The sequence below is a fragment of the Caulobacter flavus genome, assembly GCF_003722335.1.
Lineage (GTDB): Bacteria > Pseudomonadota > Alphaproteobacteria > Caulobacterales > Caulobacteraceae > Caulobacter > Caulobacter flavus.
The window spans coordinates 1,913,936-1,937,654 of record NZ_CP026100.1 but is presented as its reverse complement, the minus strand read 5'-3'; the positions used below and the strand labels follow the sequence as shown (position 1 = coordinate 1,937,654).

Annotated in this window: 26 protein-coding genes; 13 read left to right on the top strand and 13 right to left on the bottom strand. The window is 70.3% G+C overall.

The window, feature by feature from the left end; all coding sequences use genetic code 11:
• Window positions 1–5 precede the first annotated feature (5 nt).
• From gcvPA to C1707_RS09070, 4 genes are all read left to right on the top strand, one after another.
• Window positions 6–1,349, top strand: coding sequence for an aminomethyl-transferring glycine dehydrogenase subunit GcvPA (gene gcvPA, locus C1707_RS09085; protein WP_101713762.1), 1,344 nt, complete (start codon window positions 6–8; stop codon window positions 1,347–1,349).
• A complete protein-coding gene (gcvPB, locus tag C1707_RS09080; RefSeq protein WP_101713761.1) occupies window positions 1,346–2,920 on the top strand; it encodes an aminomethyl-transferring glycine dehydrogenase subunit GcvPB in 1,575 nt (524 codons plus the stop codon). The genes gcvPA and gcvPB overlap by 4 nt, the downstream gene beginning before the upstream one ends.
• A gap of 131 nt (window positions 2,921–3,051) precedes the next feature.
• A complete protein-coding gene (locus C1707_RS09075; protein ID WP_101713760.1) occupies window positions 3,052–3,465 on the top strand; it encodes a hypothetical protein in 414 nt (137 codons plus the stop codon).
• Between the two features lie 19 nt (window positions 3,466–3,484).
• A complete protein-coding gene (locus C1707_RS09070; protein ID WP_101713759.1) occupies window positions 3,485–3,925 on the top strand; it encodes a hypothetical protein in 441 nt (146 codons plus the stop codon).
• A gap of 343 nt (window positions 3,926–4,268) precedes the next feature.
• On the opposite strand, the gene C1707_RS09065 is transcribed toward C1707_RS09070, so the two are convergent.
• The 5 genes from C1707_RS09065 to C1707_RS09045 form a co-directional block, all read right to left on the bottom strand.
• A complete protein-coding gene (locus tag C1707_RS09065) occupies window positions 4,269–4,775 on the bottom strand; it encodes a F0F1 ATP synthase subunit B (RefSeq protein WP_101713758.1) in 507 nt (168 codons plus the stop codon).
• A 13-nt stretch (window positions 4,776–4,788) separates the two neighbouring features.
• Window positions 4,789–5,322: a F0F1 ATP synthase subunit B family protein gene (locus tag C1707_RS09060; protein ID WP_101713757.1), complete on the bottom strand. Its 534-nt coding sequence runs from the start codon at window positions 5,320–5,322 to the stop codon at window positions 4,789–4,791.
• Window positions 5,323–5,440: 118 nt separating this feature from the next.
• The gene (locus C1707_RS09055) at window positions 5,441–5,665 is read right to left on the bottom strand and encodes a F0F1 ATP synthase subunit C (protein WP_101713756.1); all 225 of its coding nucleotides are present in this window, start codon (window positions 5,663–5,665) and stop codon (window positions 5,441–5,443) included.
• Between the two features lie 48 nt (window positions 5,666–5,713).
• A complete protein-coding gene (locus C1707_RS09050) occupies window positions 5,714–6,475 on the bottom strand; it encodes a F0F1 ATP synthase subunit A (RefSeq protein WP_101713755.1) in 762 nt (253 codons plus the stop codon).
• A gap of 5 nt (window positions 6,476–6,480) precedes the next feature.
• Window positions 6,481–6,852, bottom strand: coding sequence for an AtpZ/AtpI family protein (locus tag C1707_RS09045; protein WP_101713754.1), 372 nt, complete (start codon window positions 6,850–6,852; stop codon window positions 6,481–6,483).
• A gap of 314 nt (window positions 6,853–7,166) precedes the next feature.
• Between C1707_RS09045 and C1707_RS09040 the strand changes: the two genes are divergently transcribed.
• Window positions 7,167–7,550, top strand: a complete 384-nt coding sequence (locus tag C1707_RS09040; protein ID WP_101713753.1) for a DUF6481 family protein — start codon at window positions 7,167–7,169, stop codon at window positions 7,548–7,550.
• Window positions 7,551–7,658: 108 nt separating this feature from the next.
• Window positions 7,659–8,456, top strand: coding sequence for a TSUP family transporter (locus tag C1707_RS09035; protein ID WP_101713752.1), 798 nt, complete (start codon window positions 7,659–7,661; stop codon window positions 8,454–8,456).
• A 191-nt stretch (window positions 8,457–8,647) separates the two neighbouring features.
• On the opposite strand, the gene smc is transcribed toward C1707_RS09035, so the two are convergent.
• From smc to C1707_RS09015, 4 genes are all read right to left on the bottom strand, one after another.
• Window positions 8,648–12,094 carry a chromosome segregation protein SMC gene (gene smc / locus C1707_RS09030; protein ID WP_101713751.1) on the bottom strand — a complete coding sequence of 1,149 codons (3,447 nt, stop codon included), beginning with the start codon at window positions 12,092–12,094 and terminating at the stop codon, window positions 8,648–8,650.
• A 15-nt stretch (window positions 12,095–12,109) separates the two neighbouring features.
• Window positions 12,110–12,721 (bottom strand): thioredoxin domain-containing protein, encoded by a 612-nt coding sequence (locus C1707_RS09025; protein WP_101713750.1) that lies wholly within the window; start codon window positions 12,719–12,721, stop codon window positions 12,110–12,112.
• A gap of 2 nt (window positions 12,722–12,723) precedes the next feature.
• Entirely contained in the window at window positions 12,724–13,347 is a 624-nt protein-coding gene (locus C1707_RS09020) for a DsbA family protein (protein WP_101713749.1), read from the bottom strand.
• 108 nt (window positions 13,348–13,455) lie between these two features.
• Window positions 13,456–14,001: a DUF721 domain-containing protein gene (locus C1707_RS09015; protein ID WP_101713748.1), complete on the bottom strand. Its 546-nt coding sequence runs from the start codon at window positions 13,999–14,001 to the stop codon at window positions 13,456–13,458.
• A gap of 63 nt (window positions 14,002–14,064) precedes the next feature.
• Between C1707_RS09015 and mutY the strand changes: the two genes are divergently transcribed.
• Window positions 14,065–15,117: an A/G-specific adenine glycosylase gene (gene mutY, locus C1707_RS09010; protein ID WP_101713747.1), complete on the top strand. Its 1,053-nt coding sequence runs from the start codon at window positions 14,065–14,067 to the stop codon at window positions 15,115–15,117.
• A 227-nt stretch (window positions 15,118–15,344) separates the two neighbouring features.
• Entirely contained in the window at window positions 15,345–16,745 is a 1,401-nt protein-coding gene (locus C1707_RS09005; RefSeq protein ID WP_101713746.1) for a glycoside hydrolase family 28 protein, read from the top strand.
• Window positions 16,746–16,905: 160 nt separating this feature from the next.
• On the opposite strand, the gene C1707_RS09000 is transcribed toward C1707_RS09005, so the two are convergent.
• Together C1707_RS09000 and C1707_RS26475 are read right to left on the bottom strand one after the other, a co-directional pair.
• A complete protein-coding gene (locus C1707_RS09000; RefSeq protein WP_101713745.1) occupies window positions 16,906–18,747 on the bottom strand; it encodes an arginine--tRNA ligase in 1,842 nt (613 codons plus the stop codon).
• A complete protein-coding gene (locus C1707_RS26475) occupies window positions 18,744–19,445 on the bottom strand; it encodes a Tat pathway signal sequence domain protein (protein WP_101713744.1) in 702 nt (233 codons plus the stop codon). Before C1707_RS26475 ends, C1707_RS09000 begins: the two co-directional genes overlap by 4 nt.
• A gap of 174 nt (window positions 19,446–19,619) precedes the next feature.
• On the opposite strand from C1707_RS26475, the gene ispH reads away from it, so the two are divergent.
• Entirely contained in the window at window positions 19,620–20,594 is a 975-nt protein-coding gene (gene ispH / locus C1707_RS08990) for a 4-hydroxy-3-methylbut-2-enyl diphosphate reductase (protein ID WP_101713743.1), read from the top strand.
• Here the strand turns inward: ispH and C1707_RS08985 are convergent, their stop codons facing one another.
• Window positions 20,595–20,987, bottom strand: a complete 393-nt coding sequence (locus C1707_RS08985; protein WP_101713742.1) for a type II toxin-antitoxin system death-on-curing family toxin — start codon at window positions 20,985–20,987, stop codon at window positions 20,595–20,597.
• Complete coding sequence (locus C1707_RS08980) at window positions 20,987–21,208, bottom strand: AbrB/MazE/SpoVT family DNA-binding domain-containing protein (RefSeq protein WP_101713741.1); 222 nt, start codon at window positions 21,206–21,208, stop codon at window positions 20,987–20,989. Before C1707_RS08980 ends, C1707_RS08985 begins: the two co-directional genes overlap by 1 nt.
• 93 nt (window positions 21,209–21,301) lie before the next feature.
• On the opposite strand from C1707_RS08980, the gene thrB reads away from it, so the two are divergent.
• The 4 genes from thrB (at window position 21,302) to C1707_RS08960 (ending at window position 23,697) form a co-directional block, all read left to right on the top strand.
• The gene (gene thrB, locus C1707_RS08975) at window positions 21,302–22,264 is read left to right on the top strand and encodes a homoserine kinase (RefSeq protein ID WP_101713740.1); all 963 of its coding nucleotides are present in this window, start codon (window positions 21,302–21,304) and stop codon (window positions 22,262–22,264) included.
• Window positions 22,261–22,707, top strand: coding sequence for a ribonuclease HI (gene rnhA / locus C1707_RS08970; RefSeq protein ID WP_058348612.1), 447 nt, complete (start codon window positions 22,261–22,263; stop codon window positions 22,705–22,707). The genes thrB and rnhA overlap by 4 nt, the downstream gene beginning before the upstream one ends.
• Before the next feature lie 90 nt (window positions 22,708–22,797).
• A complete protein-coding gene (locus C1707_RS08965) occupies window positions 22,798–23,214 on the top strand; it encodes an MAPEG family protein (protein WP_101713739.1) in 417 nt (138 codons plus the stop codon).
• 141 nt (window positions 23,215–23,355) lie between these two features.
• Window positions 23,356–23,697 (top strand): endonuclease domain-containing protein, encoded by a 342-nt coding sequence (locus C1707_RS08960; protein WP_101713738.1) that lies wholly within the window; start codon window positions 23,356–23,358, stop codon window positions 23,695–23,697.
• The last annotated feature ends 22 nt before the right edge of the window (window positions 23,698–23,719 follow it).

Here is a 23,719-nt window from a genome sequence, read left to right as displayed (position 1 = left end):
TACGTATGCGCTACCTCCCCCTGACCCCCGAAGACCGCGCCGACATGCTCGGCGTGATCGGCGCGGGCTCGATCGACGAGCTGTTCGTCGACGTGCCGGCCGTCGCCCGCCGCAGCGAGCCTGTGGACCTGCCCCATCACGCCGGCGAGATCGAGGTCGAGCGCGAGCTGCTGCGCCTGTCGCGCCGCAACCGTTCGGCGGCCGAGGGGCCGTTCTTCGTCGGGGCCGGGGCCTATCGCCACCACGTGCCGGCCACGGTCGACCACATCATCCAGCGGTCGGAATTCCTGACCAGCTACACGCCCTACCAGCCGGAAATCGCCCAGGGCACCCTGCAGGTGCTGTTCGAGTTCCAGAGCCAGGTCGCGGCCCTGACCGGCATGGATGTGGCCAACGCCTCGCTCTATGACGGCTCGACCGCCACGGCCGAGGCCGTGATGATGGCCCAGCGCGTCACCCGCAAGAACAAGGCCGTGCTGTCGGGCGGCGTCCATCCGCAGTATGTCGGCGCGGTCGAGACCCTGGCCCACGCCGCGGGCGTCGCCACCCTGCGCCTGCCGGCCGCCATCGACGCCGAGGATGCGGTGATCGCCGCCATCGACCAGGATACCGCCTGCGTCGTCGTGCAGACCCCCAACGTGTTCGGCACGGCCACCGACGTGACGAAGATCGCCGAGGCCGCTCATGCGGCCGGGGCCCTGCTGATCGTGGTCACCACCGAGGCCGTCTCGTACGGCCTGCTGAAGTCGCCGGGCGCCATGGGCGCCGACATCGCCGTGGCCGAGGGCCAGTCGATCGGCAACGGCCTGAACTTCGGCGGCCCCTATGTCGGCCTCTTCGCCTGCAAGGAAAAGTTCGTCCGCCAGGCCCCCGGCCGCCTCTGCGGCGAGACGGTGGACGCCGACGGCAAGCGCGGCTTCGTGCTGACGCTGTCGACCCGCGAGCAGCACATCCGCCGCGACAAGGCCACTAGCAACATCTGCACCAACAGCGGCCTGTGCGCGCTCGCCTTCTCGATCCACATGAGCCTGCTGGGCGAGCAGGGCTTGCGCCAGCTGGCCTCGCTGAACCACCAGAAGGCGCTGGCGACCGCCAAGGCCCTCGCGGCCATCCCCGGCGTCGAGATCCTCACCCCGCGCTTCTTCAACGAGTTCGCCGTGCGCGTGCCCAAGGACGCCGCCGAGGTCGTCGAGACCCTGGCCGCCCACGGCGTCATCGCCGGCGTGCCCTATTCGCGCCTGGAGCCGGGCGCGGGCCTGGACGACGTGCTGCTGGTCGCTGCGACCGAGACCACGCTCGACACCGACATCACCTTCTTCGCCAAGCTGCTGGCCGGAGCCGTCCAATGAGCATGAACAATGTCGGACGTCCCACCCGTCCCGAAGCCGCGAACGAGGAAGCCGAGGGCTTTACCTCCCTGTCGGGCGGCCGCGGCCTGCTGCAGGACGAGCCGCTGATCTTCGAACTGGGCGGCTGGAAGAAGACCGGCGTCGACCTGCCCGACGCCGTCCCCGCCGATAGCGCGCTCGCCGGCCTGACCCGCGACGACGCCATCGGCCTGCCGGGCCTGTCGGAACCGGAAGCCGTGCGCCACTACGTGCGCCTGTCCCAGAAGAACCACGCCATCGATCTCGCGCTCTATCCGCTGGGCTCGTGCACGATGAAGCACAACCCGCGCCTGAACGAGAAGGTCGCGCGCCTGCCGGGCCTGTCGGACATCCACCCGCTGCAGCCGCAGTCGACGGTGCAGGGCGCCATCGAGCTGATGGACCGCCTGGCCCATTGGCTGAAGACGCTGACCGGCATGCCCGCCGTCGCCCTAAGCCCCAAGGCCGGCGCCCATGGCGAGCTGTGCGGCCTCTTGGCCATCCGCGCCGCCCACGAAGCGGCCGGCAACGGCCACCGCAAGACCGTGCTGGCCCCGACCAGCGCCCACGGCACCAACCCGGCCACGGCGGCCTTCTGCGGCTACACGGTCGTGGAAATCGCCCAGACCGACGACGGCCGCGTCGACCTGGCCGACCTGGAAGCCAAGCTCGGCGACCACGTGGCGGCGATCATGGTCACCAACCCCAACACCTGCGGCCTGTTCGAGCGCGACGTGGTCGAGATCGCCCGCCTGACCCACGCGGCCGGGGCCTACTTCTACTGCGACGGCGCCAACTTCAACGCCATCGTCGGCCGGGTGCGCCCGGGCGACCTGGGCGTCGACGCCATGCACATCAACCTGCACAAGACCTTCTCGACGCCCCACGGCGGCGGCGGTCCGGGCGCGGGTCCGGTGGTGCTTTCCGAGGCCCTGGCCCCGTTCGCCCCCACCCCGTGGGTGGTGCACGACGACGGCGGCTACCGGCTGGTCGAGGAGGCCGAGGGCGTCGCCGCCCAGGCCTTCGGCCGCATGAGCGCCTTCCACGGCCAGATGGGCATGTACGTGCGCGCCTACGCCTACATGCTCAGCCACGGCGCCGACGGCCTGCGCCAGGTGGCCGAGGACGCGGTGCTGAACGCCAACTACGTCAAGGCCCGCCTGAGCGACCTGATGAGCCCGGCCTTCCCCGAAGGGCCGTGCATGCACGAGGCGCTGTTCGACGACGCCTGGCTGGAAGGCACCGGCGTGACCACGCTCGACTTCGCCAAGGCGATGATCGACGAGGGCTTCCATCCGATGACCATGTACTTCCCGCTGGTGGTGCACGGCGCGATGCTGATCGAGCCGACCGAGACCGAGTCGAAGGCCGAGCTGGACCGCTTCGTCGACGCCCTGCGCCTGCTGGCCCAGGCCGCCGAGGCCGGCGAGGTCGCCCGCTTCAAGAACGCCCCGCACTTGGCGCCGCTCAAGCGCCTGGACGAGACGCTGGCGGCCCGTAAGCCGAAGTTGAAGTGGAAACCTGTGGCCCCCGCGCCACTCGCCGCGGAATAGCTGCAACAGCAGCACGAATGCGGAACGGGGCGCCTTTACGGAAGGGCGCCCCGTTTCCATATGCAGCCTGTGAGACGAGGGGGCCGGTCTTTTTCCGGAAACCGGCGGACCACAAGCCCCGTTCAGCCCCCATGAACCTCGCTATCGCCATGCCGCCCGTGCGCCTCTCCGCCGCCGACGAACTCGCCCGCGAGCTTCTCGGCCGGATCATTCGCGGCCTGCTGGTGGCCCTGGGCCTGGTGTTCATCGCCGCGGGCTTTCTGATCGCGCCCCTGCCCGGCCCCATGGGCGTGCCGCTGACGGTGATCGGCCTGATGCTGGTGCTGCGCAACTCGTTCAAGGCCCGCAAGCAGTTCGTGCGCTTCCAGCACGCCCACCCCAAGCTGGTCTTCCCGCTGCGCCGCCTGCTGCGCCGCGAGCCCGAGGTGGTGCTGGTGGCCTGGCAGCAGGCCCTGCGGATCGAGAAGCTGGTCATCCCGCGCCGCTGGCGCGTGGCCAAGCGCTGGCGCAAGGCGCTCAAGCGCCGGGGCCAGCGCGCGGTCTAGGGCCCGTGAGCCCGTTCCCGTGACCCGGCGCGACCCCAGGGTCGTCCGCCGCCTCTCCAGCCTGCGTCGCCGCCGGCTGGCCTTTGTCGTGCGCGAGACCCTGGCCCGGATCGCCCGTCTGCTGCTGATCGCCCTGGGCGTGCTGATCCTGCTGGCCGGCGCGGTGCTGACGCCCCTGCCCGGGCACGTGGGCCTGCCGCTGCTGGTCATCGGGCTGATGGTGGTCTTGCGCAACTCGTTCCAGGCCAAGCGCCGCTTCATCCGCTGGCAGCGCCGCCACCCCAAGCTGATCTTCCCCATCCGCCGCCTGATGCGCCGCGAGCCGGAGATCCTGCTGGTGGCCTGGCAGCAGCTTCTGCGGAGCGAGAAGGTGGTTCTGCGACGGCCGACCTGGCGGGTGCTCAAGCGGGGCCGCAAGGCGGTGAGGAAGCGGCTGAGGCGGCGTAGCGCGGCGGCCTGAGGCTCACCTCCCCGACGCACAAATTTCCCGCCTTCCTCGCCCTTGTGGCGAGGATCCATGGTCGGGCCAGGCTCGGCGCCGCTCGTCCGGACGCCGCCCACGGGGTCGCGCGCCGATCCGCCACCTGAGCAGCTGAACCATGGGCCCTAGGCACAAGGCCTAGGGAGGCGGATTGGGGGCGGCCCTCACCAAGATCGGCGCGGCTGTAACCTCTCACCCTCCCACCACCTTCGGCGGCGGGCCCCTCCCGCTCTCGAAGAGAGAGCGATCGAGAATGAGCGGTCAAAAGAAAAGGCGCGGCCCTCGCGGGCCGCGCCTTCGATCTTTCAGCCGCCCGAAAGGACTACTGCAGCTTGCCGCCGATCTGGCCGATGGCCACGTCGGCCAGCGGGTCAGAACCGGTCGCCACGCGGGCCAGCAGGACCGCCTCGGCGGCCTGCGAGGCCAGGTCGACGGCCGCGGCCTTGACGTCCGCGGCGGCCTGGGCCTCGGCCTGGGCGATCTTGCGCTCGGCCATTTCGGCGCGGCGCGTGATCTGCTCCTCGAGCTTCTCCTTGGCCTCGGCTTCCAGACGGATCGCGTCCGCCTTGGCCGCCTCGAGCATGGCCGAAGCCTGGCGCTCGGCTTCCTCGCGCTGGGCCTTGACCTCGGCGAGCAGGGCTTGCGCCTCCTCACGGAGCTTCTGGGCCTCGTCGAGCTCCGACCGGATCTTGGCCGCATAGCCGTCCAGGGCGCCGAACAGGGCGCCCGGCAGGACCTTCAGCACGACCAGCAGGCCGAAGAAGATCACCAGGGCCGCCAGAACCCAGAATTCCGGGTTGGAGAAGCTGAACAGGGATTGGTGTTCCATGATCGGCTACTCCTTAGGCCAGAGCCGCTTTGAGCTCGTCGGCCGAAGCCGCCTTGCCCGTCAGCTTCTCGACGATGGCGCCGGCCGTCTCCTCGGCCACCGTGCGGACGTGGCTCATGGCCTCGTCGCGGGCGGCCTGGATCGAGGCTTCGGCCGCGGCCAGCTTCTCGGCCAGTACGGCTTCTTCCTTGGCCTGGCGCTCGGCGGCTTGCGCCGTCGCCTTGGCCTTGGCGTCCGCCGCGGTCTTCTGGGCCTTGGCGCGAGCCTCGGCGACCTCGGTCGCGGCCGCGCGGGCCTGGACCTCGGCTTCGTCCTTCAGACGACGGGCGTCGGCGATGTCGCCGGCGATCTTGGCGCCGCGTTCGTCGATCGCGCCGCTGACGCGGGGCAGCAGGCCCTTCGACAGCACGACGTAGAGAACGGCGAAGATGAGCAGCAGCCAGACGATCTGACCGCCCCAGTGCTGGAACTGGAGCTGCGGAAGACCGCCGCTCTCGTGCCCAGGGGCTTCAGTCGACTCGACCGTGCCGTGATTTTCCGTCGCCATGGGCGAGGGCGCCTCTCAGCTAACGCCTGCCATCCGCACGCGGACGGGCAGGCTCGGTTCTAGAAGATCAAAGCGCGGCCAAGGCGGCCCGAAGGCCGGCCCCGCCGCGCTCTGGGGATTACGAGAAGAGGATCAGGAAGGCGATGACCAGGGCGAAGATGCCCAGGGCTTCCGTCAGCGCCATGCCCAGGAACAGCATCGGACGCTCTTGAGCGGCCGCGGTCGGGTTGCGCAGCGCGCCTTGGAAATAGTTGCCGAACATGACGCCCAGGCCGACGCCCGCGCCGATCATGCCGAGCATGGCCAGGCCAGCGCCGATGTACTTAGCGGCTTCCGCTTCCATTGTGAGGCTCCTTGAGAATTCAGAGATAGGTTGAAGAGAAAAGGGTGATCAGTGGCTGTCGAGGTGCACGACGTCGTTGAGATAGACGCAGGTGAGCACCGCGAACACGAAGGCCTGAAGGAAGGCCACCATGAACTCGAGGGCCGTCAGGGCGACGACGGAGGAGAGGGCCAGGGCCGCGCCGGCCCAGCCCAGGACGCCGAGGCCGCCCAGGGCGACGACGAAGCCGGCGAAGATCTTCAGCACCACGTGGCCGCCCAGCATGTTGCCGAACAGACGAAGGCCCAGGGTGATCGGACGGATCAGGAACGAGAGGATCTCGATCGGCACCAGCAGGAAGTACAGCGGCCACGGCACGCCCGACGGCGCGAACAGCTTGAAGAACTTCAGGCCGTTCTTGGCGAAGCCGACGCCGACCACGGTCAGGATGACCATCAGGCCCAGCGTCAGGGTCACGGCCAGCTGCGAGGTGGCGGTGAACACCAGGAACATGCCCTGGATGTTCATGAACAGCACGAACGCGAACAGGGTGAAGACGAAGGGCAGGAACTTCTTGCCGTCGTGGCCGATGATCGACTCGGCCAGTCCGTCGACCAGTCCGTAGAGCATCTCGCCCACGGTCTGCAGCCGACCCGGCACCACGGCCTTGCGGGCGGCGGCGGCGTAGAACACGACGATCAGGGTCGCGGCCAGCAGCATGGCGAACACCGAGTTGGTGATCGACAGGTCGATAGCGCCCAGGCCCGGTACGGTCACGGTCGGCAGTTCCACGATCTTCTGGATCTGGAACTGGTGCATCGGATCGGCCATCGGCCCTAGTCTCTCTTCTGCTTGGGGGCGGTTGGCCCGTCCCCGTTGTCTACATCCTTGGCCGGAGCCTTGGACGCCTGCGCGCTCAGTTTCGTCGCCTTGCGGACGACGGAGAATATCGCGAGACCCGTGCCGATCAGCAGACCGCCGACCATCCCCCAAGGCCCCGTGCCGGCATAATGGTCGAGCAGCCAGCCGAAACCGAGCCCCACCAGAACGCCCCCGATCAAATCCGCCAGGAGGCGATAGCCGTCCTGGGATGCCTTCTCGCCCGCCGCCTTGACGGGCTTTTCCGCCGCCTTCCGCGCCTCGAAAGCGTCGAGCCGAGCGTCGAGGCTCTGAAAAGCCTTGTCGTTCGGTTCGTCGGCCTTGGGCATGGGAAGCGGTCAGGTCCGAAAGCGCCCGCAGACGCGCCTGAAGAAGGCGCTTTTTCGGCCGGCTTGATCGCGGCGGAACCTATAGGGCGCGCTGCGGTGCGTCAAGATTGTGGAGAAACTACGCAAGGCGCTGTTTTCGCGAGGGAATTTCCCCAAGGTCAGCGGAACCGCGGAATCCGGGTCTCCCAGGCGCCTCCATCCCTCGCCGGTCGCTCGCGCGCGACATTCCGTCCGTGGACGAGCGGGGCCTGCGCAATTGCTTTTTCGGTCGTTTTGGGGTTTAGAGACGCGCCTCTCCAACAGCACGAAGCTTCATGTCCTATCTGAAGAACACCGGATTCGCCGATCGCATCACCGCCCAGCAAGACGCCAAGAAGGCGATGCTGGCCAAGTTCAAGCCGAAGGCCGCCGTTCAGGATCCTGATTTCGACAAGCGCGAAGAGCAACGCGCCGCCGAGCTGGAAGCCGTCCGCGCCGCCCGCGCCGAAGCCAAGGAAGCCGCCCGCCTCGAAGCCCTGGCCCGCCAGGAAGCGATCGCGGCCGTCAAGCGCGCCGAACGCAAGGAACGCAAGGCCGCCGAAGTCGCCGAACAGCGCGTCCGCAAGGAAGAAAAAGCCGCCGCCCGCGAAGAACTGAAGTCGCTCGGCCGCTCCAGCAAGGCCTCGCGCGCCCACCAGTGGGGCAACCTGATCGGCTGATCGGGATAGTGGGAGGAGCGCCGCCCGCGGCCTTCTCCCCTCCCCCTCGCCGCCTTCTGTCGCCGCCCGGCATCCGGGCGGCTTTCGTCGTTTGTGGGGTACGCCCGTATGGAACATCTGAGCTTCGAGATCCTCGGCCTGCTGTTCCTGGTGGCGCTGATCGCCGGCGCCTTCGACGCCATCGCCGGCGGCGGCGGACTGATCACCGTGCCGGCCCTGCTGCTGGCGGGCCTGGACCCGGCCACGGCGCTGGGCACCAACAAGCTGCAGAGCAGCTTCGGCTCGGTCTCGGCCACGAGGGCCTTCGCCAAGCGCGGCCTGATCGACTGGAAGATCGCCTGGCCCATCGCGCTGGCGGCGGGCCTCGCCGGCCTGGTCGGCGCGCTGTGCGCCAGCCTGCTGTCGCCGCGCGTGCTGGCGACGCTGGTGCCGATCCTGCTGATCGTCATCGCCGTCTATTTCGGCCTGTCCAAGGCCCTGAAGACCGAGGACGCCGCCCCGCGCCTGGCCCTGCCGATCTTCGCCGGCTTCGTCGCGCCGCTGATCGGCTTCTACGACGGCGTGTTCGGCCCGGGGGCCGGCGCCTTCTACATGGTGGCGATCGTCACCCTGCTGGGCTACGGCGTGCTCAAGGCCACCGCCCACACCAAGCTGGCCAACGCCGCCAGCAATGTCGGCGCCCTGGCGCTGTTCGCCGTCAAGGGCGCGATCCTGCTGCCCGTGGGCCTGGCCATGGCCGTCGGCGCCTTCCTGGGAGCCCAGCTGGGCTCGCGCCTGGCCGTGCGGTTCGGCGCGAAACTGATCCGCCCCCTGCTGGTGGTGATCTCCTGCGCCATGGCCGTGAAGCTGCTGTCGGACCCGGCCAATCCGCTGCGGCAGATGGCGGCGGGGCTGTTCGGCGGCTGAAGACCCTCTCCCTGTGGGAGAGGTGTCGGCGAAGCCGACGGAGAGGGGCGTGGCGCGATAGCCGGCCAACGCCCCGCAAGCTGAAAACGCCCCCCCTCCGGCCCTCCGAGCCACCTCCCCCAGAGGGGGAGGATCTACTGGCGCAGGCGCTCTTCAAGATGCTCCCCCTTGGCGAAGCCGACTGAGGGGCCTTACTGCGCCGCCACCAGTTCCTCGGCGGTCGACAGGTCGACGCTGACCAGCTGGCTGACCCCGCGCTCGGACATGGTCACGCCGAACAGGCGGTCCATCCGGCTCATGGTCACCGGGTTGTGGGTGATGGCGATGAAGCGCGTCAGGGTGCGGCGGCGCATCTCGTCGAGCATGTTGCAGTAGCGGTCGACATTGGCATCGTCGAGCGGCGCGTCCACTTCGTCCAGCACGCAGATCGGGGCCGGGTTGGCCAGGAACACGCCGAAGATCAGGGCGCTGGCGGTCAGGGCCTGCTCGCCGCCGCTCATCAGGCTCATGCTGGCCAGGCGCTTGCCGGGCGGGCAGGCGAAGATCTCGAGACCGGCCTCCAGCGGGTCGTCGCTCTCGATCAGCCGAAGCTCGGCCTGACCGCCGCCGAACAGGGCCTGGAAGAGGGTCTGGAAGTGGGCGTTGATGACGTCGAAGGCGGCCAGCAGGCGCTCGCGCCCCTCGGCGTTCAGCTCCTCGATGCCGTCGCGCAGCTTGGCCACGGCGCCCGACAGGTCGGCCCGCTCGATGCGCATGGTCTCCAGGCGGCCGGCATATTCCTGGGCCTCTTCCTCCGCGCGCAGGTTCACCGGGCCGATGGCGTCGCGCTCGCGTTCCAGGGCGAACAGGTGAGCCTCGACGCCGGCGGCGTCCTTCGGCACGGCCACGGCCTCGCCGGCCAGGTGCCGGCCCAGGGCCTCGGGCTCCATGCGGGCGCTCTCGCGGATGTTGCTGGCGATCTCGGCGAAGCGCTCGCGGGCGGCGTCCAGGCGGGCGACCAGGGCGGCCCGGCGCTCGCGGGCCTCGCCGGCTGCCTGGTCGGCGGCGCGAGCGGTGCGGTCGGCGGTGATGCGGGCCGTCTCGGCCGCCTCCAGGGCGTCGCTGGCCCTGGCCCGGCGCTGCTCGGCGGCGTCGAACTGGTCGACCAGGACGAGCAGCTTCTCTTCCAGCTCGGCCGGAGCGGCGCGGGCGGCCTCCAGGGCGGCGGCGGCCTTGGCGCGCTCGGCTTCCAGGGCCTCGGCGCGCTTGGCGGCGGCGTCGCGGCGGCGGGTCCAGTCGCCCAGATCGCGCTCCAGGCTCTCCAGCCGGCGCTGGCGGCCGGCCCGCTCGCGGTTCTCCAGGTCCAGCGCCGATCGCGCCGCCGAAGCGGCCTCGCGGGCGGCGGCGGCGGCCTGACGGGCGGCGGCCAGCTGCGGGGCGAAGTCGCCGACGGCGCCGGCCGCCTCGTGCTCGGCCCGGACGGTCGCCAGGGCCTCGTCGGCCTCGGCGCGCTCGGCCTCGAAGCGGGCGATGGTGTCGTCCAGCGACTGGGCGCGGGCCTCGCGCTGGGCGGCCTCGCGCTCGTAGCGGGCCACGGTCTCGCGGGCCTGGCCCATCAGCCGTTCGGCGTCGGGCGGACCCCGGCGCCTGTCGCGCAGGGCGTCCTCGGCGGCGCGCAGGCGGTCGGCGGCGGCCTTCAGAGCAGCGGTGGCGGTCTCGGCCTGGGGCGCGACCGCGTCGATCTCGGCCTCGACCTCGGCCAGGCGGGTGCGCTGCTCCAGGCGGACGGCGGCCGGCTTGGGGGCGTCGGCCTTGGCGACGAAGCCGTCCCAGCGCCACAGATCCCCCTCCTTGGAGACCAGGCGCGCGCCGGCCGGCAGGCCCTTGGCCAGGCGCTCGCCGTCGGCGCGCTCGACCAGGCCCACCATGGCCAGGCGCGCGGCCAGTTCCGGCGGCGCCTTGACCAGCGGGGCCAGCGGCCGGACGCCTTCGGGCCAGGTCGCGCTGGGCGCCTGCGCCCCGGCCCAGTGCGAGGGCGCGCGCGCGTCGAGCGCGGCTTCCAGGTCGTCGCCCAGGGCGGCGGCGAGGGCCGCGCCATAGCCCTTGTCGGGGGTCACCGCGTCGAGGGCCGGCGAGAAGCCGCTCTTGGCGCGCGGCGCGGTCAACTGGGCCAGGCCCCTCGCCTCGGTGCGCAGCCGGCCCAACTGGTCCTCGGCCTTGCGGGCCAGGTCGCGGGCCGCGCCCTCGGCTTGCGCGGCGGTCGTGCGCTCGGCCTCGGCGGCCTCCAGGGCCGCGCGGGCGGCGGCCAGCTGCGCTTCGGCGTTGGAAAAGCGCTGGCGGGCCTCGGCGGCGGCGGGATCGACGGCCGGGCCGACGGCGGCGCGCTCGGCCTTGGCCTGGTCCAGGGCGCGGACGGTGCGGGCCAGACGGCTTTCGGCCTCGGCCAGGCGCTGGGCGGCGGCGCGGGCGCGGGCCTCTTCGGCCGCCGCTTGAGCGGCCAGGCGCTCGACGGCGCCGTCGGCCTCGGCGCGGGCGGCCTCGGCGGCCTTGGCGGCGGCCTCCAGCTCGGGACCGCGCTCGGGCGCGGCGGCGATCAGGCCGCGCACCTCGGCCAGCTCCGGCTCGATGCGGGCCAGGGAACGGCCGGCGTCGTCGGCGGCCTGCTGCTCGCGGGCGCGGTCGTCGTCGATGCGGGCGAGATCCGCCGACAGGCGCTGGAACTCGGCGGCGGCGGCCTGGGCGTCGCGCTCGGCGCGATCCTTCTGGATGGCCAGCTGGCCCAGCACCGCCTGGGCGATGGCCGCCTCCTCGCGCAGGGGCGGCATGGCGGCCTCGGCGGTGACGATGGCGCCCTGGCCGGCAGCCGAGGCGCGGGCGGTCTCCTCGACGTCGCGGGCCGACTGGGTGGCCTCGGACTGGGTGCGCTCGAGCGTGTCGCGGGCCTCGGTCCAGCGGGCGAACAGCACCGCCCCCTGCACGGCGCGGATCTCGGCCGACAGGCGCCGGTACTTCTCGGCCTGGCGGGCCTCGCGCTTGAGGCGGTTCAGCGCCGTCTCCAGCTCGCGGGCCACGTCCTCCAGGCGGGCGAGATTGCTCTCGGCGGCGCGCAGGCGCAGTTCGGCCTCGTGACGGCGGGTGTGCAGGCCCGAGACGCCCGCGGCCTCTTCCAGAATGCGGCGGCGGTTCTGCGGCTTGGCGCCGATCAGCTCGCTGATCTGGCCCTGGCGCACCAGGGCCGGCGAGTTGGCCCCGGTCGAGGCGTCGGCGAACAGCAGCTGGACGTCACGGGCGCGGACCTCGCGGCCGTTGATGCGGTAGGTCGAGCCCGCGCCCCGGTCGATGCGGCGCACCACCTCCAGCACCGGGTCGTCGTTGAACTGGGCCGGCGCGGTGCGGTCGGCGTTGTCGATGGTCAGGGTGACGTCGGCGTGGTTGCGGGGCGGGCGGTTGCCGCTGCCGGCGAAGATCACGTCGTCCATGCCGCCGGCCCGCATGGCCTTGGCGGAGTTGGCGCCCATCACCCAGCGCAGGGCTTCCAGCAGGTTGGACTTGCCGCAGCCGTTGGGCCCGACGATGCCCGTCAGGCCAGGCTCGATCCGGAACTCCGTCGGCTCGACGAAGGACTTGAAGCCGGAGAGGCGCAGACGCTGGAACTGCACGGCCGCGCCCGCCCGCTAGCCCTTCAGGGCCTTGTCGATGGCGTGGGACAGATCTTCCACCGTGACCTCGCCGACCAGCTGGAAGCCGTTGACGAAGAAGGTGGGGGTGCCGTCGATCTTGTCGCGCTTGGCCGAGGCCTCGACGCGGGCGTTCAGCGCCGCCAGGGCGGCCTTGTCGTTCAGGGTCGCTTCCAGCTGGGCCTCGGTCAGGCCGAAGCGCTTGGCCACGCCCAGCAGGCCGCCCCAGTAGTCGCCCGTCTGGTACATGCCCTTCTGGGCGGCGAAGATCGCGTCGACGGCCTCGAAATAGCGGGCCGGCGGCACGCGGTTGGCCAGCAGGAAGCCGGCGCCGGCCAGGTCGTAGGGCGGGGTCAGGAACTCGCGGAACACCAGGCGGGCCTTGCCCGTGTCGATGTAGCGCTTCTTGATCGCCGGCATCACCTCCAGCGCCGTGTGGGCGCAGTGGCCGCAGCTCATCGAGGCATATTCGACGATCTGCACCTTGGCATTGGCTAAGCCCTGCACGTGGTCGCCCGGCTGGGGCGGCAAGGGCGCGGCGCGCGCCAGCGTCGGCATGGCGGCGGCCGCCATGCCCGAAACGATCAGCGCGCGCCGGTCCAGGGTCATGCCTACTTGCTCGCCGCGGCGATGGCGGCGTCCAGCTGGGCCAGCGGGGCCTCGCCGCCTTCGTCGTTCAGCTTCTTGCCGTTGATGACGAAGGTCGGGGTGCCCTTGATGTCGGTTTCCTTGGAGTAGCGCTCGATGCGGTCGTTGAGGGCCTTGAGGGCCTTCTCGTCGCTGACGCAGGCGTCGAACTGCTGCTCGTTCAGGCCCGACGACTGGGCGATGCGCAGCAGCACGCCGCGATAGTCGCCGGTGGTGAACATCTCTTCCTGCGAGCGGTACACCGAATCCAGGACCGAGAAGTACTTGTCCTTGCCGGCGCAGCGGGCCAGCAGGAACGAGGCGGCGGCCACCTGCGGCGGGGCGGTCAGGAACTCGCGGTAGACGTAGTTCACCTTGCCGGTGTCGATGTACTTGCTCTTGAAGGCCGGGAAGACTTCCTCGTTCCACTTGGCGCAGTGGACGCAGGAGGCCGAGGCGTACTCGATGACGGTGACCTTGGCGTTGGGGTTGCCCAGGCTCATGTCGTCGGCCGTGACGGCCCCGCCCGACTTGTTGCAGGCGGACAGGCCGGCGACGCTGGCGACGAGGGTTGCGGCCAGCAGGATCCGGCGAAGGGGCGAGCGCATGGTCGGGTCTTCCTCGAACGTGAACAGTGAAGTTAAGCGCGATTCTTTATCCGCGTGAAAATGGCGCGGATGAGGCTCTCGCGCATCAGCGGCAACGCGTGAAAGTTGTCAACGCTCGTTGCGCAGCACGCCGCGCCCCAGCTTCAGAAGCGCCTCCTTCAGGGGGCCATCGGGCTGGTCCGAGAGGCTGGCGGCCAGGTCGCGCTCCTGGGCCGCGTCGAGCGGCGGCCGGCGGCGCGGACGCGGCGGGGCCGAGGCGGCGGCGGCCACGCGCACCGGTCCCTGGACGATCCGCAGCCGGGTCACCGCGCCCTTGCCCAGCAGGAGGTCGAGGCGCTGGGTGATCTGCGGGGCCTGGTGCTGGATCAGCGAGGCGACGGGGCCGTCGACGCGCAGTTCCAGCGTGCCGCCCTCGCCGGTGCGGCTCTTGATGATGCGGACAGGCTCGGTGCGGCGGGCCAGGGTCTCGCCGACGATCTCCTTCCAGCGCGCCTGCAGCGCGCCGGGCCCCTGGCCGTGCTTCTTGTCGAGCTCGCGGATGAACTTGGCCAGGCTCTTGCCGGCCGGCGGCGGCACGCGCATCGGCGGTCGCGTGCGGCGTTGCGACAGGATCTTCAGGGCCTCGTCGGCGGTGGGCAGCGAGCGGCGGTACATCGGCGATAATGCTAGCACGCCCCCCTCCCCTCGCGCGCGCGGATTTGCGATAGGAGGCGGACAATGACCGACGTCGCCGCGATCCGCTCCGCATTGCTTTCCTGGTACGACCGCGAGGCGCGGGTGCTGCCGTGGCGAACCGGCCCCGCCGCCGGCGCCATGGGCCTGCGCAGCGACCCCTACCGGGTGTGGCTGTCGGAGGTGATGCTGCAGCAGACCACCGTGCCGCACGCCACGCCCTATTTCCTCGCCTTCACCCAGCGCTGGCCGACGGTCGAGGCCCTGGCGGCCGAGCAGGACGGCGAGCTGATGGCCGCCTGGGCGGGGCTGGGCTACTACGCCCGGGCCCGCAACCTTCTGGCCTGCGCCCGGGCCGTGGCCAGCCAGCACGGCGGCGAGTTCCCCGACACCGAGGACGGCCTGCTGGCGCTGCCGGGCGTGGGCGCCTACACCGCGGCGGCCGTGGCGGCCATCGCCTTCGACCGGGCGGCCAACGTCGTCGACGGCAATGTCGAGCGGGTGATGGCGCGGCTGTTCGCGGTGGAGACGCCGCTGCCCGACGCCAAGCCCGAGCTCAAGCGCCTGGCCGCGGGCCTGGTCACCGACCAGCGGCCGGGCGACTGGGCCCAGGCGCTGATGGACCTGGGGGCCACGGTCTGCAAGCCCAAGGCCCCGCTGTGCGACCGCTGCCCGGTGGAGACGTTCTGCGAGGCCCGGGCCAAGGGCGCGCCGGAGACGTATCCGCGCCGCACGAAGAAGGCCGACCGGCCGCGCCGCCACGGCGTGGCCTACGTCGTCAGCCGCCGGGGCGAGACGGCCCTGGTGCGACGTCCCGACAAGGGTCTGCTGGGCGGCATGCTGGGCCTGCCGACCTCGGACTGGCGAGATCGTCCGTGGACGGATGATGAAGCCGCCCGCGCCGCGCCGATCCTGGCCCCCTGGCGCGACCTCGGCGCGGTCGAGCACGTCTTCACCCACTTCTCGCTGACCCTGCGGGTGATGGTCACCGAGGCCGACGTCGCCGGCGACTTCGTCTGGACCCCGCACGAGGGGCTGTCGGCCTTGCCCAGCGTGTTCCTGAAGGCGGCCCGGGCGGGGCTGGAACGGCTGGTTTAGCCAAGACCCTCCCCCCGAAGGGGGAGGTGGCCCGGAGGGCCGGAGGGGGAAGTATCCGCTGACGCCGGGGACCTGCCATCTCACAAGTCACGTCCCCCTCCGTCGCCTTCGGCGACACCTCCCCCTTCAGGGAGAGGGATAAAATCCCGAATATTGACTTCGCATCCCATCATGCGAGCAATACGCCCCGACACGGGCGCGTAACGCCCGGCATCGGGAGACGCGGCATGGCCATCGTTCAGACCACCCGGCGCGCCGCGCTGGGCGCCGGCCTCCTGGCCCCGCTGATCCCCGGACTGGCGCTGGCCAGGCCCTTCCCCCGCAAGCTGACGCGCCCGACCGCGCCGTTCGACATGCCCTCGATCGGCGTGCCGGACTTCTCGGGCGCCCGGCGGTTCCCGATCACCGACTTCGGCGCCGATCAGGGCGACCAGGACAAAACGAGCGCCGCCATCGCCGCGGCGATCACCGCCGCCAGCGCCGCCGGCGCGGGCGTGGTGGTGATCCCGGAAGGAACCTGGCCCACCGGCAAGGTGCATCTGAAGAGCAACGTCGCCCTGCACCTGGCCAGGGGCGCCGTCCTGCTGTTCTCGGAAAAGCCCGCCGACTACCTGCCGCCCGTCCAGACCACGTGGGAGGGGCTGGAGTGCTGGAACTACTCGCCGCTGGTCTACGCCTTCGACTGCGAGAACGTGGCGATCACCGGTCCCGGCAAGCTGAAGGCCAGGCTGGACGTCTGGCGCGAGTGGTACAAGCGGCCCAAGCCGCACATGGACGCCCTGGTGGCGCTCTATCACCAGGCCGCCCGGGGCGAGCCGGTGGACCAGCGCCGGATGACGACGGGCGAGGCCAATCTGCGCCCGCAGTTCATCCAGTTCAACCGCTGCCGCCAAGTGCTGGTCGAGGACGTCAGTATCGAGGACAGCCCGTTCTGGGTGATCCACCCGTTCCTGTGCACCGACGTCGTCATCCGCCGGGTGAAGATCCGCGCCCACGGCCACAACAACGACGGCGTCGATCCGGAGATGAGCCAGAACGTGCTGATCGAGGACTGCGTCTTCGACCAGGGCGACGACGCGGTGTCGGTGAAGGCCGGCCGCGACCAGGACGCCTGGCGGCTGGGCGTTCCCACCCGCAACGTCGTCATGCGCGACTGCAAGATCAGGAACGGCCACCAGCTGATGGCGGTAGGCAGCGAGCTGTCGGCCGGGATCGAGAACGTCTTCGTCGACAACTGCCACTTCACCGGCGACGGGAAGGGCGAGGACGGCTGGGCCGTGCCGATCGCCAACCTGCTGTTCGTCAAGACCAACGAGCGGCGCGGCGGCTTCGTGCGCAATATCCACATGACCAATGTCAGCGCCACGAAGATCGCCGGCAGCGTGCTCGCGGTCGACACCGACGTCCTCTACCAGTGGCGCACCCTGGTCCCGACCTACGAGCGGCGGCTGACGGCGATCGAGGGCCTGCGCGTCTCCGACGTGCGGGTGGCGCAGGCCGGCTCGGTGTGCGGCATCAGGGGGGAGAAGGACCTGCCGGTGCGCGACGTGCGCCTGCGGAAGGTGGCCGTCGGCAAGGTCGCCGAGGCGGTGAAGACGGAGAATGTGGTGGGGTTTTCGATAGATTGATCCCTCCCCCTTGATGGGGGAGGGGCAGGGGTGGGGGTGATCGCGGCGGTCAGGCTCGCGCCAAATCTTGAACCGCTGTCACCCCCATCCCCGACCCTTCCCCCATCGAAGGGGGGAAGGGAGAAGAAGGCGGCCGTACAGGCCGCCCTCCCCTCAATCCCTACATCCGTTCGGGCGCTTCCACGCCCAACAGATCCAGCGCCAGCTCCAGCTGCTTGAGCGCCGTCTGGGCCAGGGTCAGGCGCGAGGCGCGCACGGCCGGGTCGTCGGCGCCCAGGATCGGGCAGGCGGCGTAGAACTTCGAGAAGCCCTGGGCCAGCTTGTAGGCGTGCTCGGCCACGAAGTTGGGGGCCTTCTTGTCATAGGCTTCGCCAAGCGCGCCCTCGAAGGCGTCCAGCAGCAGGGTCAGGTCCCGCTCGGCCGGTTCGGCGACGATCACGGCCCCGCCTTGGGCGCCCTGGTCGGCCGCCTTGCGCAGGATGCTCTTGATACGGACGGTCTGGTACAGCAGGTACGGGCCGGTCTTGCCCTCGAAGCTGGTGAAGCGGTCGAGGTCGAAGACGTACGAGGTGCCGCGGAAGTTCTGCAGGTCGGCGAACTTCAGGGCGGCGACGCCGACCTTGTGCGCGGTTTCCTCGAAGGCTTCCGGCGACAGCTCCGCGCCCAGGCCGGCTTCGCGCAGGCGCTCGCGGGCCTTCTCGCGGGCCATCTCGATCAGGTCGTGCAGCTTGAGCACCCCGCCGGCGCGGGTCTTGAACGGCTTGCCGTCGGCGCCGTTCATGGTGCCGAAGCCGATGTGCTCCAGGCCGCCCGGCTGGGCGTAGCCGGCCAGATAGGCGGCGCGGAACACCTGCTCGAAGTGGTCGGCCTGGCGCTGGTCCACGCAATAGAGGATCAGGTGCGGGTCGAACGACTGGCGGCGATCCAGGATCGTGGCCAGGTCGGTCGTGCCGTACATGGCCGAGCCTTCCGACGACACCACCAGCAGCGGATCGGGGCTTTCGACCTCGATCACCGAGCCGTCGGGCAGCTTCTTCTTCTTGGTCTCGCCGGGCCGGGCCACGCGGACGATGCGGGCGCCCTGGTCCTCGACCAGCAGGCCCTTGTCCTCCAATTGGCGCACCATCGGCGCGATCAGCGGGTCGGCGTCGCTCTCGCCCTTCCAGAGGTCGAAGTCCACGCCCAGGGCGTGGAACTCGCGCTCCAGCGCCACGCGGCTGACGTCGACGAAGTGCTTCCACAGCAGCCGGTAGCCGAAGCGGCCGTTCTGCAGGTCGGCGGTCGCCTTGCGGGCGCGGTCGCGATACTCGGCGTCTTCCTTGGCGCGCGCGGCGGCGGCCGGGTACAGGCGGTCGAGGTCGGCCAGGGTCACCCGGCCGGCGAACTCGGCGCGCACCTTGGCGGCGTCGGCGTCGGAGAAGTCGCGCGGGGCGTCCGGCAGCTTGTCCATCAGGGCGGCGATGAAGGCGTCCTCGTCCATCACCGCGGTGATGAGCAGGCCCATCTGGAAGCCCCAGTCGCCGAAGTGGGCGTCGCCCACGACCTGGTCGCCGCGGAAGCGGTACAGGCGCTTGATCGACTCGCCGATGATCGAGGCGCGCAGGTGGCCCACGTGCATCGGCTTGGCCACGTTCGGGCCAGCGTAGTCGACCAGCACGCGGCGCGGCTGCTCCAGCAGGCTGGCGCCGGCGCGCTCGTCGGCGGCGATCTCGTCGGCGCGGGCGGCCAGGGCCGCGGGGCTGACGCGCATGTTGATGAAGCCGACGCCGGCGATCTCGACCGAGGCCAGGCGAGGGTCGGCCTTCAGCTGCTCGACCACCTGGACGGCGATCTCGCGGGGGTTACGCTTGGCGCTCTTGGCCGCGGCGAGGGCGCCGTTGCACTGGAAGTCGGCCAGGTCGGGCCGGTCGGACGCCGTGACGCGCCCGAAGTCGGGAGACAGTCCGGCGGCCTGGAAAGCGGCCGCGGCCGCCTCGCTCAAGGACCGCTTCAAATCGTTCATTGCTTAGGAGGAGTCCCTGCTTGCTGGGCTTGGGCGGCCTGGCCGGCGTTGACGCGGAAGCGCTTGCCGTCGCGGTTGAAGGCGGCCATTTCCGGGGTGACGTCGAAGCCGATCAGGACTTCGAAATTGCTGCCGCTCGTCGTGGCTTCGGCGCGCGGGATGGTGATGGTCTGCAGCTTCTCGGTGGCGTAGACGCGGTCGCCATTGGCCGGGAAAGTGATCGGCAGGTCGAAATATTCCTTGGCCAGCACCGACTTGTTGCGCTCGGTCACCGCCACCCAGTAGCGATAGGTCTTGCGGCTGTCGGTGGCTTCCGGACCGCGGCCCAGCGAGAACAGCACCTCGACCTGCATCTTGATCGGATCGTCGCTCTTGTAGGCGCAGCCCGAGGACACGCCCTGGATCTCGCCGGTGTAGCCGGTCGAGGCGGCGCTTTCCTTGCCGCCCTTGAACTCGACGTAGCGGCTGGCGTCGTACAGCACCTTGACGAAGGGGCACGGGCCGGCGTTGCGCAGCTGGGCCAGCGGGGCCTTGGGCTGGTTCCACTCCTCGTCGCGCTTCTTCTTCTTGGCGCCGCCGTCGTCTTCCTGGCCGCCGCCCTGGCCACCGCGGCCGCCCTGGGCGTAGGCGCTGGTGGCGGTGACGGCGATCGACAGGGCCATCAGGGCGCTGAAGGCGACGGAAAGCGTGCGGCGCATGAAACGTCCGGTTCGAGAAGGATTGCCAGAAAGGGAAAGGCCCCAACCGGCGTCAATGCAGCCTGATAAAGGCATATGCGTGACCTCGCAACGGGCGCACGTTGCAGCTTGGTCGTCAAAACGCCATGTGTTGACGTCTGGCGCACGGCCCGCCGAGCGCTTAGGTTCCGCGCCATGACCACGCCCGCGCCGATCCATCCCCCGGTCCGTCCCAAGCTCCGCCTGTTCCTGGCCAGCCCGCGCGGCTTCTGCGCCGGGGTAGACCGGGCCATCCAGATCGTCGAGCGGGCCATCGAGAAGTTCGGCGCGCCGGTCTACGTGCGCCACGAGATCGTCCACAACCGCCATGTGGTCGACCGGCTCAAAGCCCTGGGCGCGATCTTCATCGAGGAGCTGGACGAGGCCCCTGACGACCGTCCGGTGGTGTTCTCGGCCCACGGCGTGCCCAAATCGGTGCCGGCCGAGGCCAAGTCGCGGCAGATGATCTATCTCGACGCCACCTGCCCGCTGGTCTCCAAGGTCCACGTCGAGGCCCAGAAGCACTTCGACAACGGCCGCGAGATCGTGCTGATCGGCCACGCCGGCCACCCCGAGGTGGTGGGCACCATGGGCCAGCTGCCCGAGGGCACCGTGGCCCTGATCGAGGACATCGACGACGCCCGGACCTGGCAGCCGCGCGACGCCTCGAACGTGGCCTTCCTGACCCAGACCACCCTGTCGGTCGACGACACCGCCGACATCGTGGCCATGCTCAAGGAGCGCTTCCCGGGCATCGCCGCGCCGCACAAGGAAGACATCTGCTACGCCACCACCAACCGCCAGGACGCGGTGAAGATGCTGGCCGAGGCGTCGGACCTGATCCTGGTGGTCGGCTCGCGCAACTCGTCCAACTCGGTGCGCCTGAAGGAAGTGGGCCTGAAGGCCGGCGCCAAGGCCGCCTACCTGATCGACGACGCCTCGGGCCTGGACTGGAGCTGGTTCGAGGGCGTGGCGACCATCGGCCTCACCGCCGGCGCCTCGGCCCCGGAAGACCTGGTGCAGGGCGTCATCGACGCCATCAGCGACCATTTCGACATCGAGATCGAGGAACTGGTCGAAGCGCGTGAGACGGTGACCTTCAAGCTGCCGAGGCTGCTGACGACGGCTTGATCAGGGCGCGTCGACGACGCGCGGCCGGAGCCAGTCGGTAAGCTCGGCGATGCCGATCTCGCCAGCGGCCACCGAGAACATCACCTTCGTCGCATCGTCGGGCTCCGCCGCCAACCAAAGACCGTTGTCCTCGAGGAACATGCCCAGCGCCATGAACGCCGCGCGCTTGTTCCCATCGACGAAAGGATGGTTGGAGGCGATCGCCAAGGCATAGGTGGCGGCGAGTTCGACCAGATCCGAAAGGCCTTCATACGCATAGCGATTTGTCGGGCGCGCCAGGGCTGAGTTCAGCAGCCCAGAATCCCGTACGCCTTTTGCGCCTCCGGTTTCGGCCAACACCAAATCGTGCCAACGGACAAGCAGCGCTTCGTCGATCCAGACGGGCTCGCTCACTACTTGGCCAACGCCTCGAACGTCGAACGGTAACGATCGAGGAAGGCCCGGCCACGCTCGAAACGCTCGTCCGTCGAACGCGCCGCCACCGTGAACGGGCCGCCGGCTTCGCCATCGATAACCAGTGTGTCGCCAGCCTTGGCGCCGAGCAGGGCGAGCAACTCCTCGGTCAGTTCGACCTTAACCGCTTCGCCTTGTTGCTCGATCCTGAGTTCGATCATGGAGCGCTCCTTGCAGCAAAAACCATAGCACGCCGCTCCCGCCGCCGACAGGAGCCGCTTGACCGCCAGCGCGCGGCGCCGCATCCCGCGCCCATGGCCGTCTACACCGACATCACCGACCAAGAGCTCGAAGCCTTCCTGGCCGAGTACGACCTGGGCGCCCCGCTGGCGTTCAAGGGCATCGCCGAGGGCGTGGAGAACTCCAACTTCCTGCTGGAGACGGAGACGGGCCGCTACATCCTGACGGTCTACGAGCGCCGCGCGCGGCCCGAGGACCTGCCCTACTTCCTGAACCTGCTGGGCTGGCTGGCCGATCGCGGCTATCCGTCGGCGCGGCCGGTCGCCGACAAGGCGGGCAGGACGCTGAAGACCCTGCGCGGCAAGCCGGCCGCCATCGTCGAGTTCATGCCGGGCCTGTCGGTGCGCAAGCCCACCCCCGCCCACTGCCGCGAGGCCGGCGAGGGCCTGGCCTGGCTGCACCTGGCCGGCGAGGGCTATGCCGGCCGCCGCGCCAACGACCTGGGCCAGCCGCACTGGGCCCCGCTGTTCTCCAGGCACCGCCAGGCCGCCGAGGACCTGAAGCCGGGCCTGGCCGCGACGATCGACAAGGACCTGGCCGAGATGGCCCTGGCCTGGCCCCGAAGCCTGCCCAGCGGCACGATCCACGCCGACTACTTCCCCGACAACGTCTTCTTCCGGACGGACGGCAAGTTCGCGGCGACCATCGACTTCTACTTCGCCTGCGACGACGCCTACGCCTACGACGTGGCCGTGACCCTGAACGCCTGGTGCTTCGAGGCCGACGGCAGCTTCAACGTCACCGCCGCGCAAGGGCTGATCGCCGGCTACGAGCGCCGCCGCCCCCTGAGCCCGGCCGAGCGCGACGCCCTGCCGATGCTGGCCCGGGGCGCGGCCATGCGCTTCTTCCTAACCCGCCTGGCCGACTGGAACGCCACGCCCGCCGGCGCCCTGGTGCGCCCGAAGGACCCGCTGGAGTACGAGCGCAAGCTGGCCGTCCACCGCGAAGGCCTGTCGCTGTTCGGCGCCGCCCGATGACCCCGAAGCTGATCATCTACACCGACGGCGCCTGCCGCGGTAATCCCGGCCCGGGCGGCTGGGGCGCGGTGCTGATGTACGGCGATAAGCGCAAGGAAATCTGCGGCGGCGAGCTGGCGACGACCAACAACCGCATGGAGCTGATGGGCGCGATCATGGCCCTGGAGGCGCTGAACCGCCCGACCAAGGCCGAGCTGCACACCGACAGCCAGTACGTGATGAAGGGCGTCACCCAGTGGATCCACGGCTGGAAGGCCAAGGGCTGGAAGACCGCCGACAAGAGCCCGGTCAAGAACGTCGACCTGTGGCAGCGCCTGGACGCCGCCCGCCTGCGCCACGAGGTCGACTGGCGCTGGGTCAAGGGCCACGCCGGCCACGAGCACAACGAGCGCGCCGACGAACTGGCCCGCCGGGGCATGGAAGAGACGCTGAAGAAGCGCTGACCCCGCGCCCCGCTGACCAAGCGGCAGGCTTTCGCCCGATGCGGCTTAGCCGCTAGCCTCCCCGAAACACGACCTGGGGAGGCAAGAACCATGAACACGATGATCGCGCCGGTGCTGGCGCTGGTGAGCTGGACACTGGTGATGTGGGCGTGGATGTACGCCCAGCGGCTGCCGGCGATGACCAAGGCCGGGATCAAGCCGCAGGACGCCCGCTTTCCCGGCGCGCTGGACGCGCTGCCCGACGCCGCCCGCCAGGCGGCCCACAACTACAACCACCTGATGGAGCAGCCGACGATCTTCTACGCGGCGGCCCTGGCGATCTTCGCGGCGGGGCATGGGGATGCGACGGCCGTTGCTTTGGCCTGGGCCTATGTCGCCCTGCGGGTCGCGCACAGCATCGTCCAGGCCGGCGTCAACATCGTGATGGCGCGGTTCGTGGTGTTCTGCCTGTCGACGCTGGTGCTGGCGGCGATGGTCGTGCGGGAGTGGGCGCGGTTGGTCGGGTGAGGAGCGTGCACAAACCCTCTCTCGAAGAGAGAGGGAGGGGCCCGCCGCGAAGCGGTGGGAGGGTGAGAGGTTTCACCGCTGGCGGGAAAACCTCGATTCCTTCGGTTGCGCGATCGTTCAGGCCCGAGCGAACTCGCGGCCATGGACGCCATCACCAACGCCCGACGACTGCGCAGAAACCAGACCTTGGCGGAGAAATCACTTTGGAAGCTCGTTCGCAACCGGCGGCTGGGCGGGTTCAGGTTCCTGCGGCAACATCCGATCGAGCGCTACATCGCCGATTTCGTCTGCGAGGCGGGCAAACTGATCGTCGAGCTGGACGGCGCGACCCATGAAGGGCGCGAAGATCACGACGCGCGGCGCACGCAGATCCTGGAACTGTTCGGATACATGGTCCTGAGGTTTCCCAACGACCGGGTTCTCGCCGATCCCGGCGGAGTGACGGACGAGATTGTGGCCGTGCTTCGTTCGGCTAGGCTCTAACCTCTCACCCTCCCACGCTTCG